Genomic DNA, 14,609 nt, shown 5'->3' on the forward strand with positions numbered 1-14,609 from the left:
TAATTTGGGGAAGCCAGTAAGCTTCATCCCGTTTTCTGGGCTGAAGCGAGGAGTGTTACACGTGCAGCTACCCCGGATGATCACGGTCACGCTGGCCGGAGCGGCGGTGCTGCTGCCCATGGCGGCCTGCTCTTCCAACGAGCCCGCGCCAGGCAAGGCGGCGGCGCCCCAGGCGGCCACAGCCGCGCCCAGCGAGGAACCGACTGAGGAGCCCAAGGGCCACCCGTTCACCGGCAAGCCCTACGACGAGCTGCGGCCCGTGCTGGCGGTGAAGATCGAGAACACCGCGGCGGGCAAGCCGCAGATGGGTCTCAAGAGCGCGGACATCGTCTACGTCGAGCAGGTCGAGGCCGGGCTGACCCGGCTCATGGCCATCTTCTCCTCCAAGCTGCCGCCCAAGGTGGGCCCGGTCCGCAGCGCCCGCATCTCCGACCTGCACATCGCGCCGCAGTTCGGCAAGCCGGCCTTCTCCTACTCGGGCGCCCAGACGAAGATGTTGCCGTTCATCGCGCAGGCGTCGCTGTTCGACGTCGGCGACACCCGCAACCCCGGCGCGTACTTCCGCCAGCCGGGCCGCTTCGCCCCCTACAACCTGTTCGCCAACACCAAGGAGCTCCTGACCAAGGCCCCGAAGGCGTCCAAGGCCAAGGACATCGGCTTCACCTTCGGCGAGGCGCCCGCCGAGGGCGGCGTGGAGCGCAAGTCGTACACGGTCAAGTGGCCCGCCGCGCGCCTCACCTTCGCCTGGTCGGAGGAGAAGAAGCAGTGGATGATCTGGCAGGACGGCAAGAAGGACATGGCCGCGGAGGGCGGCCAGCAAAGCGCGCCGACGGTCGTCATCCAGTACACCAAGACCGAGCGCTCGGAGTTCCACGACAAGAACTCCAGCTACACGCCGCTGGTGCACACCACGGGCAAGGGCTCGGCGATCGTGCTGCGCGACGGTAAAGCTTTCAAGGCCAGGTGGGAGCGGGAATCAGAGAAGTCGGGCACGACGTTCACCACGGAGAGCGGCGAGCCGATGAACTTCGCGCCCGGTCAGGTCTGGGTCGCGCTCGCCAGCAGGAAGCCCGTCATTCCGTAGCGCCTCTCTGTACAGATGCGGCGATAAATCCTGACATCTTGGCATGTCGGGGGAGGGGTCCTTCAGGACCTACGATGGGGTTGAAAACCTACCGATCGCCGTGAGAGCCGTGAGGATGACCGTGTCCAGCAGCACGCCAGAGAGCACCCCCGTCACCGGAACCGCCCGCGTCAAGCGCGGCATGGCCGAGATGCTCAAGGGCGGCGTCATCATGGACGTCGTCACGCCCGAGCAGGCCAAGATCGCCGAAGACGCCGGCGCGGTTGCCGTCATGGCCCTGGAGCGGGTGCCCGCCGACATCCGTGCCCAGGGCGGCGTGTCCAGGATGAGCGACCCCGACATGATCGACGGCATCATCGCCGCCGTGTCGATCCCCGTCATGGCCAAGGCCCGCATCGGTCACTTCGCCGAGGCCAAGGTGCTGCAGTCGCTGGGTGTCGACTACGTCGACGAGTCGGAGGTGCTCACCCCCGCCGACTACGCCAACCACATCGACAAGTGGCAGTTCACGGTGCCGTTCGTGTGCGGCGCGACCAACCTGGGCGAGGCCCTGCGCCGCATCACCGAGGGCGCGGCCATGATCCGCTCCAAGGGCGAGGCCGGCACCGGCGACGTCTCCAACGCCGTCACCCACATGCGCACGATCCGCGCCGAGATCAAGCGCCTCACCTCGCTGCCCGACGACGAGCTGTACGTCGCCGCCAAGGAGCTGCAGGCCCCCTACGAGCTCGTCGCCGAGGTGGCCAAGACCGGCAAGCTGCCCGTCGTGCTGTTCACCGCCGGCGGCATCGCCACCCCCGCGGACGCCGCGATGATGATGCAGCTCGGGGCCGAGGGCGTGTTCGTGGGCTCGGGCATCTTCAAGTCGGGCGACCCGGCCAAGCGCGCCGCCGCCATCGTCAAGGCCACCACCTTCTACGACGACCCCGACGTCATCGCCAAGGTCTCGCGCGGCCTGGGCGAGGCCATGGTCGGCATCAACGTCGACGAGATCCCCCAGCCGCACCGCCTGGCCGAGCGCGGCTGGTAATCTCCCGGCGCGTCGTTGCAGGTCAAAGGCCCGTGGCGCATGGGATGATCGCACACAACAGGCGGGGGACGACCCTTTCCCCGCCTGGCGGGGGCGCCACGGCAGGCCGCGTCCGGCGGTCCGCTCGCAGGTTGGCGGGACCTGCGCCCGCAACAAAATGACGGTGGAAAATGCCGGAGAAGGCGGCATCCGCGAAGGATGTCGCCTTTTTCGTGTTGTGTGGCGTTCACCGATTAGTCATGATCTTGAGTCAAGCTGACCGGCGACCCTCACATGATCGTCTCAGGAGCCACACATGTCACACCTGAACCGACGGCACTTCCTCGTCACGGGGTTAGCCGCAGGTGCCGTGGCCGCCATCCCGGCCACCGCCGCGCACGCCGACGAACCCGACCCCGCCGCCGAGACCACCCAAAGCCTGGCTTCTCGCGGGCTGCGTACCGACCCGTTCAAGCTCGGCGTCGCCTCGGGCGATCCCGACCACGAGGGCTTCGTGCTGTGGACCAGGCTCGCCCAGGAGCCTCTCGCCGAGGACGGGTTCTGCGGCATGCCGCAGCGCCCGTTCCCCGTGCTCTGGCAGGTCTACGCCGACGAGCGCGGCCGTCGCGTCGTGCGCACCGGCGTGAGCGTGGCCGCTCCCGAGTGGGGCCACAGCATCCACGTCGAGGTGGACGGCCTGAGCTCCGACCGTGAGTACTGGTACCGCTTCCGCGTCGGCCCGTACGTCTCGCCGATGGGCCGCGCCCGCACCGCGCCGCACCCCCTGTCGTACGGGAGCGGGCTGGCCATGGCGTTCGTCTCCTGCGCCCAGTACGAGCACGGCTACTTCACCTCGTACCGCAGGCTCGCGGAGGAGAACCCGGACCTCATCCTGCACCTGGGCGACTACCAGTACGAATACACCAAGAACTCCTACACCATCCCCGGTGGCAACGTCCGCCACCACGAGGGCCCCGAGACCGAGACCCTCGCCAACTACCGCCAGCGCCACGCCCAGTACAAGGCCGACCCCGACCTGCAGGCCGCGCACGCCGCCGCGCCGTGGCTGGTCGTGTGGGACGACCACGAGCTCGACAACAACTGGGCCGACGAGTTCCCGGAGAAGCCCGAGGTCCCCCAGCCGAACTTCCTGTCCAGGCGCGAGGCCGCCTTCCGGGCCTACTACGAGAACATGCCGCTGCGCCGCACGTCCATCCCGCGCGGGATCGACATGCAGCTCTACCGGCGCGTCCGCTGGGGCCGGATGGCCACCTTCCACATGCTCGACACCCGCCAGTACCGCGACGACCAGGGCTGCGGCGACGGCTACCGCGACTGCCCCGCCGCCGTCGACCCGGCCCGCTCCATCACCGGCGCCGAGCAGGAGACCTGGCTGCTGGACGGATTCCGTCAGTCGCGGGCACAGTGGGACATCCTCGGCCAGCAGGTGTTCTTCGCCCAGCGTGACAACAACGCGGGACCCGCCAAGATCACCAGCCAGGACGCCTGGGACGGCTACGTCGCCTCCCGCCAGCGCATCACCCAGGGCTGGATCGACGCCAAGGTCCGCAACCCCGTCGTGCTGACCGGCGACGTGCACGCGCACTGGGCCAGCGACCTCAAGCTCGACTACGACGACCCGACGGGGCCGACCGTGGGCTCCGAACTGGTGGCCACGTCCATCTCCACGGGCGGAAACGGCTCCGACTCCGACCCGTCTACGCACCCGTTCCTGACGATCAATCCGCACCTGAAGTTCTACAACAACCAGCGCGGGTATGTGCTGACGAAGATCGAGCGGGAGCAGATGGCCGCCGACTTCAAGGTGCTGCCCCGGGTGCAGACGCCGGGGGCCGAGGCGTACACGCGGGCCACGTTCGTCATCGAGGACCAGGTGCCGGGGGTGCAGCAGACCTACCTGCGGCCGCTCGACCCGACGCTGCGCATCCAGGGCCAGATGTCGGTGGAGGACACGGTGCGCTGGGAGACCGAGCGTCCCTGACACCTTCCCGCTTGAGGGCCGGATCGCACGTCGATCCGGCCCTTTCGCTTTGCTGCTTCGAACGCGCTGCGCCGGAATATTAGCCTGACTAACTTAGTTGGGCTAAGCATGAGGGAAGACCCCATCCGTTTGGCCGAAGAGGTCTCGTCCGTGCTGCGCCACCTCGTCCTCCTCCTGAGGCGCACGGTCGCCGGCCAGCCCGTCACCAGCCAGCAGTACGCCGTCCTGGGCTCGCTGGAACGCACCCCCCGCAGGATGACGGAGCTGGCGGAGGAGCATGCCGTGCAGCTGCCCACCATGACCGTCCAGATCAACAGGCTGGAGGACGCGGGCCTGGTGGCACGCGGCGCCGACCCGGCCGACGCGCGGGTCAGGACGGTGGAGCTCACCGACGAGGGCCGCGAACGCCTGCTGGCCGTGCGCCAGGCCAGGATCGGCCACCTCACGCGGGAACTGGCCGCGCTGACAGAGCAGGAACGCGCCGCCCTGGCGGCCGCCCTGCCGGTTCTGGCGAAACTCGGCCGCTCATAGCCCGGACTCCGAGCTCTCGATACGCCCCCGATCGCGCCGACCCGTGTCGACAAGGAGAAGCATGCAATCCAGCGGCGGAATCCTTCGCCAGCCCATGTCCGTCTGGGCCACCGCGTTCGCCGCGGTCGTGGCCTTCATGGGCATCGGCCTGGTCGATCCCATCCTCCCCTCCATAGCCCAGGGCCTGAAGGCCACGCCGAGCGAGGTGTCGCTGCTGTTCACCAGCTACTTCCTGGTGACGGCCGTGGCCATGCTGATCACCGGCTGGGTCTCCAGCCGCATCGGCGGCAAGCGCACGCTGCTGGCCGGGCTGGCTTTGGTGATCGTGTTCGCCGCGCTCGCCGGCACCTCCACCAGTGTCGCCGAGCTGGTCGGGTTCAGGGCCGGCTGGGGCCTGGGCAACGCGTTGTTCGTGGCCACCGCCCTGGCCGTGATCGTCGGCGCCGCCAGCGGCGGCGCGGAGTCGGCCATCATCCTGTACGAGGCCGCGCTGGGCCTGGGCATCTCCATGGGCCCCCTGGTGGGCGCGCTGCTCGGCGACTGGAACTGGCGGGCCCCCTTCTTCGGCACCGCGGCCCTCATGGCCGCCGGTTTCGTCCTGATCGTCACCCTGCTCAAGACCACGCGGAAACCGGACGTCAAGACCAGGCTCAGCGCCCCCATCAGGGCCCTGGCCCACGGCGGCCTGTCCACCACGGCCTTCACCGCGCTGTTCTACAACTTCGCCTTTTTCACGGTCCTGGCGTTCACCCCGTTCATTCTTCACATGTCCGCCTACGGCATCGGCGCCGTCTTCTTCGGCTGGGGCGTCTGCGTGGCGCTGGCCTCGGTCTTCGGCGCGCCGCCGCTGCAGCGCAGGATCGGCTCGGTGAACGTCCTGCACCTGGCGCTGGCCCTGCTCGCCGTCTTCCAGATCGGCATCGCGCTGTCGGGGCACGTCGGCATCATCGTGTTCACCGTCCTGTCGGGCATCCCCATCGGTCTGAACAACACGGTCTTCACCGAGGCGGCCATGGAGGTCTCCGACTCGCCCAGGCCCGTCGCGTCCGCCGGTTACAACTTCGTGCGCTGGATGGGCGGCGCGCTGGCGCCGTTCATCGCCACCAAGCTGGGGGAGGAGATCGGCGTCTTCGTCCCGTACGCGCTCGGCGCCGCCTGTTGCGCGGCCGGCATGGCCATCCTGTATGTCCGGCGCCACCACCTGCGCGTCCTGTCCCGCGTGGACGCCGACCACATGCCGCGGGGCGCCGAAGCGATGCCCGCTCAGTAGCATTCCCGACATGGTGCGACATGTGGTGCTGCTTGTGGCCGGCCTCCTCACGGCCCCCGCACCCTCACGGTTATCCGTCATGACCTGGAACGTCTGCGCCGGGACGAACTCCGCCTGCCCTCTCTACCGCGCCGGAGCCGTCGAACTGGCGGACGCCGCCGGCCGCCGCGCCGTCGCCCCGGCCTACCGGGCCTACCAGGAATGCGATCAACGCGGTGCGCGGCGCAGCGGACGATGGACCCGCGAGGGCAAGAAGCTCGACTACCTGTTCGCCCCCAAGGGCAGCGTGCGGCGCTGCCGCGTCGAGCACGACGTCACCCTGTCCGACCACAAGCCCGTCTACGCCGGCTTGGCCCTGTAGGAAGAGGCCAGGCGATCCTGGTGTTGAATGTTGGGAACCCGGACACCTGACGGAAGGATCGACTGTGCCCACGATCGGTGTACTCGCCCTCCAAGGAGACGTGCGCGAGCATGTGCGCATGCTCCAGGAGGCCGGCGCGCCGGCGACCGCCGTGCGCAGGCCCGCCGAGCTGGACGCGGTCGACGGCCTGGTCATCCCCGGCGGTGAGTCGACCACCATGTGGAAGCTCGCCGAATCCTTCGACATGCTGGAGCCCCTGCGGATGCGGATCAAGGAGGGCATGCCCGCCTACGGCTCCTGCGCCGGTATGATCATGCTGGCCGACAGGATCGAGGACGGTGTCGCGGGGCAGCAGACGATCGGCGGCATCGACATGGTCGTCAGGCGCAACGCCTTCGGCCGTCAGGTCGACTCCTTCGAGTCCGATCTGGACTTCGCGGGAGAGCGGGTGCACGCCGTGTTCATCCGCGCGCCCTGGGTCGACAGCCTCGGCGCCGACGTCGAAGTGCTGGGCAGGTGCGAGCCGGGGGATAGGATCGTCGCGGTCCGTCAAGGGCCGTTGCTCGCGACGTCGTTCCACCCCGAGCTCACCGGGGACGTCCGTGTGCACCGTTACTTCGTAGACATGGTGAGGGAGCTCTAGGTAATGTCCGGCCACTCAAAATGGGCGACGACGAAGCACAAGAAGGCCGCGCTCGACGCCAAGCGGGGCAAGCTGTTCGCGAAGCTCATCAAGAACATCGAGGTGGCGGCCAGGACCGGTGGCCCTGACCCGGACGCCAACCCCACCCTCTTCGACGCCATCTTCAAGGCGAAGAAGAACTCCGTGCCCAACGACAACATCGAGCGCGCCCGCAAGCGCGGCGGTGGCCTCGAGGCGGGCGGAGCCGACTGGCAGACCATCACGTACGAGGGGTACGGGCCCGGCGGCGTCGCGGTGCTCATCGAGTGCCTCACCGACAACCGCAACCGCGCCGCCTCCGAGGTCCGCGTCGCGCTGACCCGCAACGGCGGCTCGCTGGCCGACCCCGGGTCCGTTTCGTACATGTTCAACCGCAAGGGTGTCGTCATCGTGCCCAAGCAGGACGGGCTTGACGAGGACACCGTGCTCATGGCCGTTCTCGACGCGGGCGCCGAGGAGGTCAACGACCTCGGTGAGTCGTTCGAGGTCGTCTCCGAGGCCGGAGACCTGGTGCCGGTGCGCAAGGCGCTGCAGGACGCCGGGATCGACTACGACTCCGCCGAGTCGAGCTTCCTGCCCACGATAAGCGTGGCGCTCGACGAGGAGGGGGCCAAGAAGGTCTTCCGTCTCATCGACGCGCTGGAGGACAGCGACGACGTGCAGAACGTCTTCGCCAACTTCGACGTCTCGGACGAGGTGCTGGCGGCGCTGGACTGAGCGGCCCGGCCTCCACTCCAAGGGCTCGGTTCCACCGGGCCCTTGTTCGTGTGCGGGGGCTGGGTCTCTGTTCGGGTGGGGCATACGTCCTTTGTGTGCCCGTGGGCGCCGGTCGCGTACGTTTCCGGCGTGCGCCAGGGCCCCCGGGCGGCTAGGGTCGGGCGACGTGACTTCCCCCGCCCCCGCTCCCCAGACCTCCGCTCCGGCGCTCGGCTGGCTCCTGGCCGTGCCGGCGTTGCTCGGCACCCTGATCTCGCTGGTGCTGCCGACGGGCCAGACGATCTGGCTCAGCCTCCACAGCGGGGGCGTGCTGCGCGAGAGCACCTACACGGGGACGTCCAACTACACCAAGCTGCTGGGCGACGACGCGTTCTGGCAGGCGCTGGGGTTCTCGCTCTCGCTGACCCTGTTCCCGCTGCTGACGGCCGTGGTGGTGGCGCCGCTGCTGGCCCTGGCGCTCGACCGGGCCGGCACGTGGCCCAGGAGAGCAGGGCGGATCGTGCTGTCGCTGGCCGTCGTCACGTTCTCGCCTGTGGGGGTGGCGGCGGCGTGGATGCGGGGGATGGCGCCGGAGGCGTCCGGGCTGCTCGGCCTCGTCGAAGGGCTGCGCGAGCCGGCGACCGCCCCTGGAACGCTCCGCCTGATCGTCGCGGCGGCCACGTTCGGGGTGATCTGCGCGTTGGCGGTGACCGCGTTCCTGCCGGCTCTGCGCGGGTCGCGGGTCGCGCCCGCGATGCTCGTCGTGGGGGCGCTCGTCGCGATCGCCACCGTCGCCGTGGGGCTTCAGGCGTTCTCCATCGGGCTCGTCCTCACCCGGGGCGGCCCTGAGCGCTCCACAGAGACGCTCGCGGGTCTCCAGTACGACTTCGCCTTCAGAATGGCCGAGTTCGGCCCTGGGGCGTCCGTCGCGGCCCTCACGGGGGTGATCCTCGGGGTGCTGGGCATCGTCGCGACCGTCATCGCGGTGGCCGCCCGTCTGCGCATCACGGTCGTCCCCGCGTCTCATGCCGGGATGCCCTCGGCGTCAAGTGACACGCCGGAAGGCGTGGGCGTCCCCGAGCGTCGGTCGCCGAGTGCCGTGGCCGTCGGGGCGGCGGCGCTGGTGGTGCTCGTGGCCGTCGGGCTCTTTTTCACCTGGCCCTGGATCGACGGCGTGCTCGCCTCCACCGGCAGCCAAGCCGGCGCTCTGGGCGCGCAGGTGAACACCTGGGTGCCCGCCGTCAGTGGCGCGATCATCTCTGTGGGCGTCGCCTACCTGGGGGCCCTCGGCATCGGAGGGCTGCGCCCGCTCGGACGTCACAGCGAGTGGCTGCTGCTGGCGTTCGCTCCCTGGCTGTTCGTCACCACCGGCCCCCTCGGCGTCGCGAACTGGCAGAACATGCGCAACCTCGGCCTCATCGACTCCTTCCTCGCCCTCTTCCCGCCCGTGCTGGTCAGCGTCCCGGCCCTGCTGGTGCTCACCCTGCTCTGCGCAGGGCTGGCCGAGCGCACCGACAAGGACTTCTTCGCCGGAGTCTTCCTGCCCTCGCTGCCGATGGCGGGCATCCTGGCCGGAGCCGTCGCGCTGATGAACGCCCAGGACCTCCTCTGGCCGCTGCTCGTCGTCCAGAAGTCAGCCCTGTTCACCGCCCCGGTCGCGCAGACCGCCCAGCTCGGCGCGTTCGCCACCACGACGCCCGACGTGGGGGCCGCCACGCCGCTGATCGCGGTCGTCGTCGCGCTGGCCGGCGCCGTGGCCGCCCAGCTCCTCTACCTCGACCGGCTGGCCATCACCGCAAACGATTCGCGTTCACACACGCCCGCTGCGTAGGTTGGCTCTTCGTGGAAATTCGCGACCTGACCCCCGATGACCTTGACGACGTGCTCGATCTTCGCAGGCGCTCGTTCGGGCCCCTGTCCGCGGCCGACCAGGACAGATGGCGGCAAGCGGTGCTCCCGGTGCTCGGCGAGCGCCGTTACCTGGGGGCCTTCGACGGCTCGCGGCTGGCCGCCGCCGCGCGGGCGCGCCAATTCACCCAGTGGTGGCACGGCAGGCCGCAGCCGATGGCCGGCGTCGCGGGCGTCACCGTCAACCCCGAGGATCGCGGACGCGGCCTCGGCACCCAGATCATGCGTGCCGTCCTCGACCGGTGCGCGGAGTTCGGCGAGGCGATCTCCGTGCTCTACCCGGCGACCACGCCGATCTACCGCTCGCTCGGCTACGAGCACGCGGGCGCCCAGTACAAGGTGAGCCTCCCCGCGGAGTCGCTGCGCCAGATCCGGCCGTCCGGGCAGGTCAAGCTGCGCAGGATGGGCCCCGCCGACACCGCGGAGGTCATCTCCGTCCTCCACCGCGCCCACGGCGCCTCCCGCGCCAGCGGCCCCGTCTCCTGGGACGAGCGCACCTGGAGCCTCTGGCTCGGGAACGAAGAAGACTTCCTCTACCTGGCCGACGACGGGTTCGTCATCTACCGGTGGCGCGGCGAGGACATCGAGGTCGAGACCCTCGTCGCCGCCTCCCCCGACACCGCCAGGGCCCTGTGGTCCATGGTCGGCAGCGCCTCCTCGATCGCCAAGCACGTCGTCGCCTCCGTCGCGCCCGACGACCCGGTCCTGTGGCTGCTGCGCGAGCGGTCGAAGGAGCCGATCAAGACGGTGCGGTGGATGTTCAGGGTCCTGGACGTGGCCTGCGCCGTCGAACGCAGGGGCTACCCGCAGCACGTGACCTGCGACGCCGTCGTCACCGTCGACGACCCCCTCAGGGGCGCCGGCAGTTGGCGGCTCGAGGTGGCGGGCGGCTCGGGCACGGCCACACCCGTCGCGGAGACGGGTGTCACGATCAGCGTGAACGGCTTGTCTGCCCTGTATGCCGGGGTTCCCGCGGCGACGCTGCGGCTGTCGGGGCTCATGAGCGGCGACGACCGCCACGACGACGCCTTGGACTCCGCCTTCGCCGCCAAGGCATACATGCTCGACTACTTCTAGGCCGTACGCCCTTCTCCGAGGGGTGGTGGGGGTGTGGGGAGGTCCTGGGCACCTGAAGTTCGCTGGAAGGCATGTCACGCTGCTCGGCCAACTCCCCATCCCCGCCCGGTCCTCCATCCCCGCCCGGTCTGCCACTCTGGATCCCGCTCCATTGGCTTCGGCTCGTCCCAAGCCCCGAACTTCGTCCCGTATCTCGGCCTCAGCGCAAGAGGGCCGATGGGGAAGGCGTTTCGCGGTGCGACGGCCCGTCAGCCGGAGTAGAGTCTGATGCCGAACAGATGTTCGGCGGGCGCGGGGAGGCATGCCGGTGCGGGTGATGGGCGTCGATCCTGGGCTGACCCGGTGCGGTCTGGGAGCTGTCGAAGGGCGTCCTGGGGCGCCGCTGACGATGGTGGCCGTCGGGGTCGTGCGCACGGGGGCCGACGAGGAGCTCGGCGCGCGACTCGTCGGCATCGAGGCCGGGATCGAGCGCTGGCTCGACGACGTGCGGCCCGACGCGGTCGCGGTTGAGCGCGTCTTCAGCCAGCACAACGTACGCACCGTCATGGGCACCGCCCAGGCCGCCGGCATCGCCGTGCTCTGCGCGGCCAGGCGCGGGCTGCCCGTGGCGCTGCACACGCCGTCCGAGGTCAAGGCCGCGATCACCGGCAGCGGCACCGCCGACAAGAAGCAGATCGGCGCCATGGTCACCCGGCTGCTGCGCCTGCCTGAGATGCCCAAGCCCGCCGACGCCGCCGACGCGCTCGCCCTGGCCATCTGCCACGTCTGGCGCGGTGGCGCCCAGCACCGCCTCGCCGCCGCCCTCGCCAAGGCCAACCGGAGGGACACGAGGCCGTGAATCACGTTCGACGGCGTGTTGGGTCCGGCGGTGCGAGAGGATATCGGGCTGTGACGGTGCCGGCGATGACACGTGGCGAAGCGCCTGCCGCCACCCGTGATCGCGCGACGACGGGCGGCAGGGCTCTTGAGATGGTTCGCCGGCGCGTGGCGACCGGCAGCAGAGCCGCTGAAATCGACGGCGGCCGGGGTGCTGTGGGCTTTGGCGGTCGCCGTGTGAGGGGCCGGGGTGTTGTGGCCGTCGGTGGTTGCCGTCTCAGGGATGGCCAGGGTGCTGTGCCCGTCGGCGGTCGCCGTCTCAGGGGTGGCCGGGTTGGTTCGGTTGTTCGTGGTCGTGCGTTGGCTCAGGTCGTGCGTGTCGGTGGGAAGGATGTCGGGCTGTGATCGCGTCGGTGGCGGGCAAGGTGGCGGCGATCGCCCCGGACGGGGCCGTGATCGAGGTCGGCGGGGTCGGCATTCTCACCCATTGCACCCCCGGCACGCTCGCCGCGCTCCGGCTGGGCGAGGAGGCGCGTCTGGCGACGTCGCTGGTGGTGCGCGAGGAGTCGCTCACTCTTTACGGGTTCGCCGGCGATGACGAGCGGGCCGTGTTCGAGCTGCTGCAGACGGCCAGCGGGGTCGGGCCGAAGCTGGCGCTGGCGATGCTCGCCGTGCACACGCCCAACGCGCTGCGGGTCGCCGTGGCCAGCGCCGACCTCAAGGCGCTCACGCAGGTGCCGGGGATCGGGCAGAAGGGGGCTCAGCGCATCGTGCTGGAGCTCAAGGACCGGCTCGGCACCCCGGAGGAGGCCGTGAACGCGGCCCTCAACGGGGAGCGGCGGCCGGCGCTGTGGCGCGACCAGGTGCACTCGGGGCTGGTGGGGCTGGGGTACTCCAGCAAGGACGCCGACGAGGCCGTCGCCATCGTGGAACCGGACGCAGAGGCCGAGCTCGCCGCCGGGCGCCAGCCGCAGATCGCCACGCTCCTGAAGGCCGCACTTCGTTCCCTGAGCGTCCGATGATCGTTTTTCCCCTGGGCGCCGTTCCTTCTGACGTGGTTCCGATCTTTTACGGCGGGGCCGCATGCGCCGTCGTCCCCGTTCTGTCCTCCATCCTTTACGGCGGGGCCAACGTGCCCGCACGCGCCGACCTCCCTTTCCCTCTGTCATGGCCGGTAGTGAAGGCTCACGGGGTGCTCGCCGTGACGAGCGCATTCTTGGCCGGGCTCCGTGGCCCGGTCGGCCGCCGACCGCATTGCGCCGAACACCGCCGCACCACGTCCCGCCGTCTCGGCGCGGTGGGGGTTGGCGGCCGTACGGCGAGATCTTCGCACCCCAAGGCGGCGCTGTCCGGCCCTGAGACGTTCTCCCGGGACGAGCCGCGCATCGGCTCTTGCTTGGCTCGCATCGGTTCTGGGTCGGCTCGCATCGGTTCTGGTTGGGGTTGGAAGGGCGGGAGGGTGGGGTGGGAGAGGGTGGTGGTTGGGTGTTTGGCATTGATGGCAGGGTGGGGTGAGTGTGGAAGGAGGGGCTGGCGTGGGGTTTGAGCGGGAGCTGGTGTCGTCCGATGCCGGAGGCGACGATCTGCAGATCGAGGCGGCGCTCCGTCCCAAGCGGCTGAGCGAGTTCATCGGCCAGGGCCGAGTGCGTGAGCAGTTGTCCCTCGTCCTCGAGAGCGCCCTGCGCCGCCAGTGTCCGCCCGACCACGTGCTGATGAGCGGTTCCCCTGGGCTGGGCAAGACGACCCTGGCGATGATCATCGGGGCCGAGCTCAACGCGCCCCTGCGGATCACCTCGGGCCCCGCGCTGGAGCGCGCCGGCGACCTGGCGGCCATCCTGTCGACGCTGTCGGAGGGCGAGGTGCTGTTCATCGACGAGATCCACCGGATGGCCAGGCCCGCCGAGGAGATGCTCTATCTGGCGATGGAGGACTTCAGGGTCGACATCGTCGTCGGCAAGGGCCCGGGAGCCACCGCGATCCCGCTCGAGATCGCGCCGTTCACGCTCGTCGGGGCCACCACCCGCGCCGGACTGCTGCCCGCGCCGCTGCGCGACCGGTTCGGCTTCACCGCCCACATGGATTTCTACGAGGTCGCCGAGCTCGAACAGGTTCTCTACCGTTCGGCCAAGCTGCTCGGCGTCGACCTGCCCGTCGACGGCGCCCACGAGATCGCCAGGCGCTCGCGCGGCACGCCCCGCATCGCCAACCGGCTGCTGAGGCGGGTACGCGACTTCGCCGACGTGCGTGCCGACGGGGTGATCGACCGCGACATCGCCGCGGCAGCCCTTAATCTGTATGAAGTCGACGCGGAGGGGCTCGACCGGCTCGACCGGGCGGTGCTCGGCGTGCTGCTGAAGAAGTTCGGCGGCGGCCCCGTCGGGTTGTCGACGCTGGCGGTGGCCGTGGGGGAGGAGCCGGAGACGGTCGAGGTGGTGGCCGAGCCGTTCCTCGTGCGCCAAGGACTGCTGGCCAGAACGCCGCGCGGACGGGTCGCGACCGCGGCCGCATGGACACACCTTGGAATGACTCCGCCACCCGACGCATTCGGGGCCGCGGTTTTCGACTGATCACAGAACGGTTGCAACCGTTTCAAATTGGGAACTTCCCCGCGCGCCGAAACGCTGCCTCGTTGCCGCGTTTCGCAACAAGCGCCTACACTCCGTGGCTTGGCTGGCTGTGTAGGCTGACGGGCTGAGCGGCGCGGCCCGACGCAACGCACGGAATTTCCGGCGCGGGGCCGGTGTCAACTTCTTGTACGACAATGGAAGGTCGCCCCTTATGGACATGGGACAACTCGGAAGCATCCTGCCGCTGATTCTTCTGGTGGTGGTGTTCTACTTCCTGCTGATCCGCCCTCAGCGCAAGCGCCAGCAAGAGGCGGTTCAGATGCAGAACTCCCTGACTCCGGGGACGCGTGTCATGACGACGACGGGCCTGTTCGGTACCGTGGTCGCGCTGGACAATGAGGATGTGATCCTCGAGGTGGCCCCGGGGATCGAGACTCGCTGGGTGAAGGCCGCCATCGGCCGCGTCGTCTCGCCTGGCGAGGCACCCTCGGCCGAGCAGTCGGCCGATCATGACGACGAAGAGGGTAAGAAGGAGGCCGAGGCCACCGTTGACCGCAACGGCGACCAGGACTCCAGCACCAAGCAGTCCTAACCAAGCTCTGCGCC

At 69.7% G+C, this 14,609-nt stretch carries 14 protein-coding genes; all 14 read left to right on the forward strand.

Going from position 1 to position 14,609, the window contains the following annotated elements; translation table 11 throughout:
- The first annotated feature begins 61 nt into the window (after positions 1–61).
- A complete protein-coding gene (locus ACFOY2_RS19930) occupies positions 62–1,084 on the forward strand; it encodes a DUF3048 domain-containing protein (protein WP_379529548.1) in 1,023 nt (340 codons plus the stop codon).
- Positions 1,085–1,199: 115 nt separating this feature from the next.
- Positions 1,200–2,114: a pyridoxal 5'-phosphate synthase lyase subunit PdxS gene (pdxS, locus tag ACFOY2_RS19935; protein ID WP_379529632.1), complete on the forward strand. Its 915-nt coding sequence runs from the start codon at positions 1,200–1,202 to the stop codon at positions 2,112–2,114.
- Positions 2,115–2,409: 295 nt separating this feature from the next.
- The gene (locus tag ACFOY2_RS19940; protein ID WP_379529549.1) at positions 2,410–4,095 is read left to right on the forward strand and encodes an alkaline phosphatase D family protein; all 1,686 of its coding nucleotides are present in this window, start codon (positions 2,410–2,412) and stop codon (positions 4,093–4,095) included.
- Between the two features lie 108 nt (positions 4,096–4,203).
- The gene (locus ACFOY2_RS19945; protein ID WP_379529550.1) at positions 4,204–4,626 is read left to right on the forward strand and encodes a MarR family winged helix-turn-helix transcriptional regulator; all 423 of its coding nucleotides are present in this window, start codon (positions 4,204–4,206) and stop codon (positions 4,624–4,626) included.
- 61 nt (positions 4,627–4,687) lie between these two features.
- Positions 4,688–5,896 (forward strand): MFS transporter, encoded by a 1,209-nt coding sequence (locus ACFOY2_RS19950; protein ID WP_379529551.1) that lies wholly within the window; start codon positions 4,688–4,690, stop codon positions 5,894–5,896.
- 10 nt (positions 5,897–5,906) lie between these two features.
- Positions 5,907–6,257, forward strand: a complete 351-nt coding sequence (locus ACFOY2_RS19955; RefSeq protein ID WP_379529552.1) for a hypothetical protein — start codon at positions 5,907–5,909, stop codon at positions 6,255–6,257.
- A gap of 64 nt (positions 6,258–6,321) precedes the next feature.
- Positions 6,322–6,900, forward strand: a complete 579-nt coding sequence (pdxT, locus tag ACFOY2_RS19960) for a pyridoxal 5'-phosphate synthase glutaminase subunit PdxT (protein WP_379529553.1) — start codon at positions 6,322–6,324, stop codon at positions 6,898–6,900.
- Positions 6,901–6,903: 3 nt separating this feature from the next.
- Entirely contained in the window at positions 6,904–7,656 is a 753-nt protein-coding gene (locus tag ACFOY2_RS19965; protein ID WP_379529554.1) for a YebC/PmpR family DNA-binding transcriptional regulator, read from the forward strand.
- Between the two features lie 166 nt (positions 7,657–7,822).
- Complete coding sequence (locus ACFOY2_RS19970) at positions 7,823–9,466, forward strand: carbohydrate ABC transporter permease (RefSeq protein ID WP_379529555.1); 1,644 nt, start codon at positions 7,823–7,825, stop codon at positions 9,464–9,466.
- Between the two features lie 11 nt (positions 9,467–9,477).
- Positions 9,478–10,620, forward strand: coding sequence for a GNAT family N-acetyltransferase (locus ACFOY2_RS19975; protein ID WP_379529556.1), 1,143 nt, complete (start codon positions 9,478–9,480; stop codon positions 10,618–10,620).
- Positions 10,621–10,927: 307 nt separating this feature from the next.
- On the forward strand, positions 10,928–11,458 hold the full coding sequence (gene ruvC / locus ACFOY2_RS19980; protein WP_379529633.1) for a crossover junction endodeoxyribonuclease RuvC: 531 nt from the start codon (positions 10,928–10,930) through the stop codon (positions 11,456–11,458).
- Positions 11,459–11,837: 379 nt separating this feature from the next.
- Entirely contained in the window at positions 11,838–12,458 is a 621-nt protein-coding gene (gene ruvA, locus ACFOY2_RS19985; RefSeq protein WP_379529557.1) for a Holliday junction branch migration protein RuvA, read from the forward strand.
- Between the two features lie 513 nt (positions 12,459–12,971).
- Positions 12,972–14,003, forward strand: coding sequence for a Holliday junction branch migration DNA helicase RuvB (gene ruvB / locus ACFOY2_RS19990; protein WP_379529558.1), 1,032 nt, complete (start codon positions 12,972–12,974; stop codon positions 14,001–14,003).
- A 211-nt stretch (positions 14,004–14,214) separates the two neighbouring features.
- On the forward strand, positions 14,215–14,595 hold the full coding sequence (yajC, locus tag ACFOY2_RS19995; protein ID WP_357816249.1) for a preprotein translocase subunit YajC: 381 nt from the start codon (positions 14,215–14,217) through the stop codon (positions 14,593–14,595).
- Positions 14,596–14,609 lie beyond the last annotated feature (14 nt).

The sequence above is a fragment of the Nonomuraea purpurea genome (assembly GCF_042650645.1).
Lineage (GTDB): Bacteria > Actinomycetota > Actinomycetes > Streptosporangiales > Streptosporangiaceae > Nonomuraea > Nonomuraea purpurea.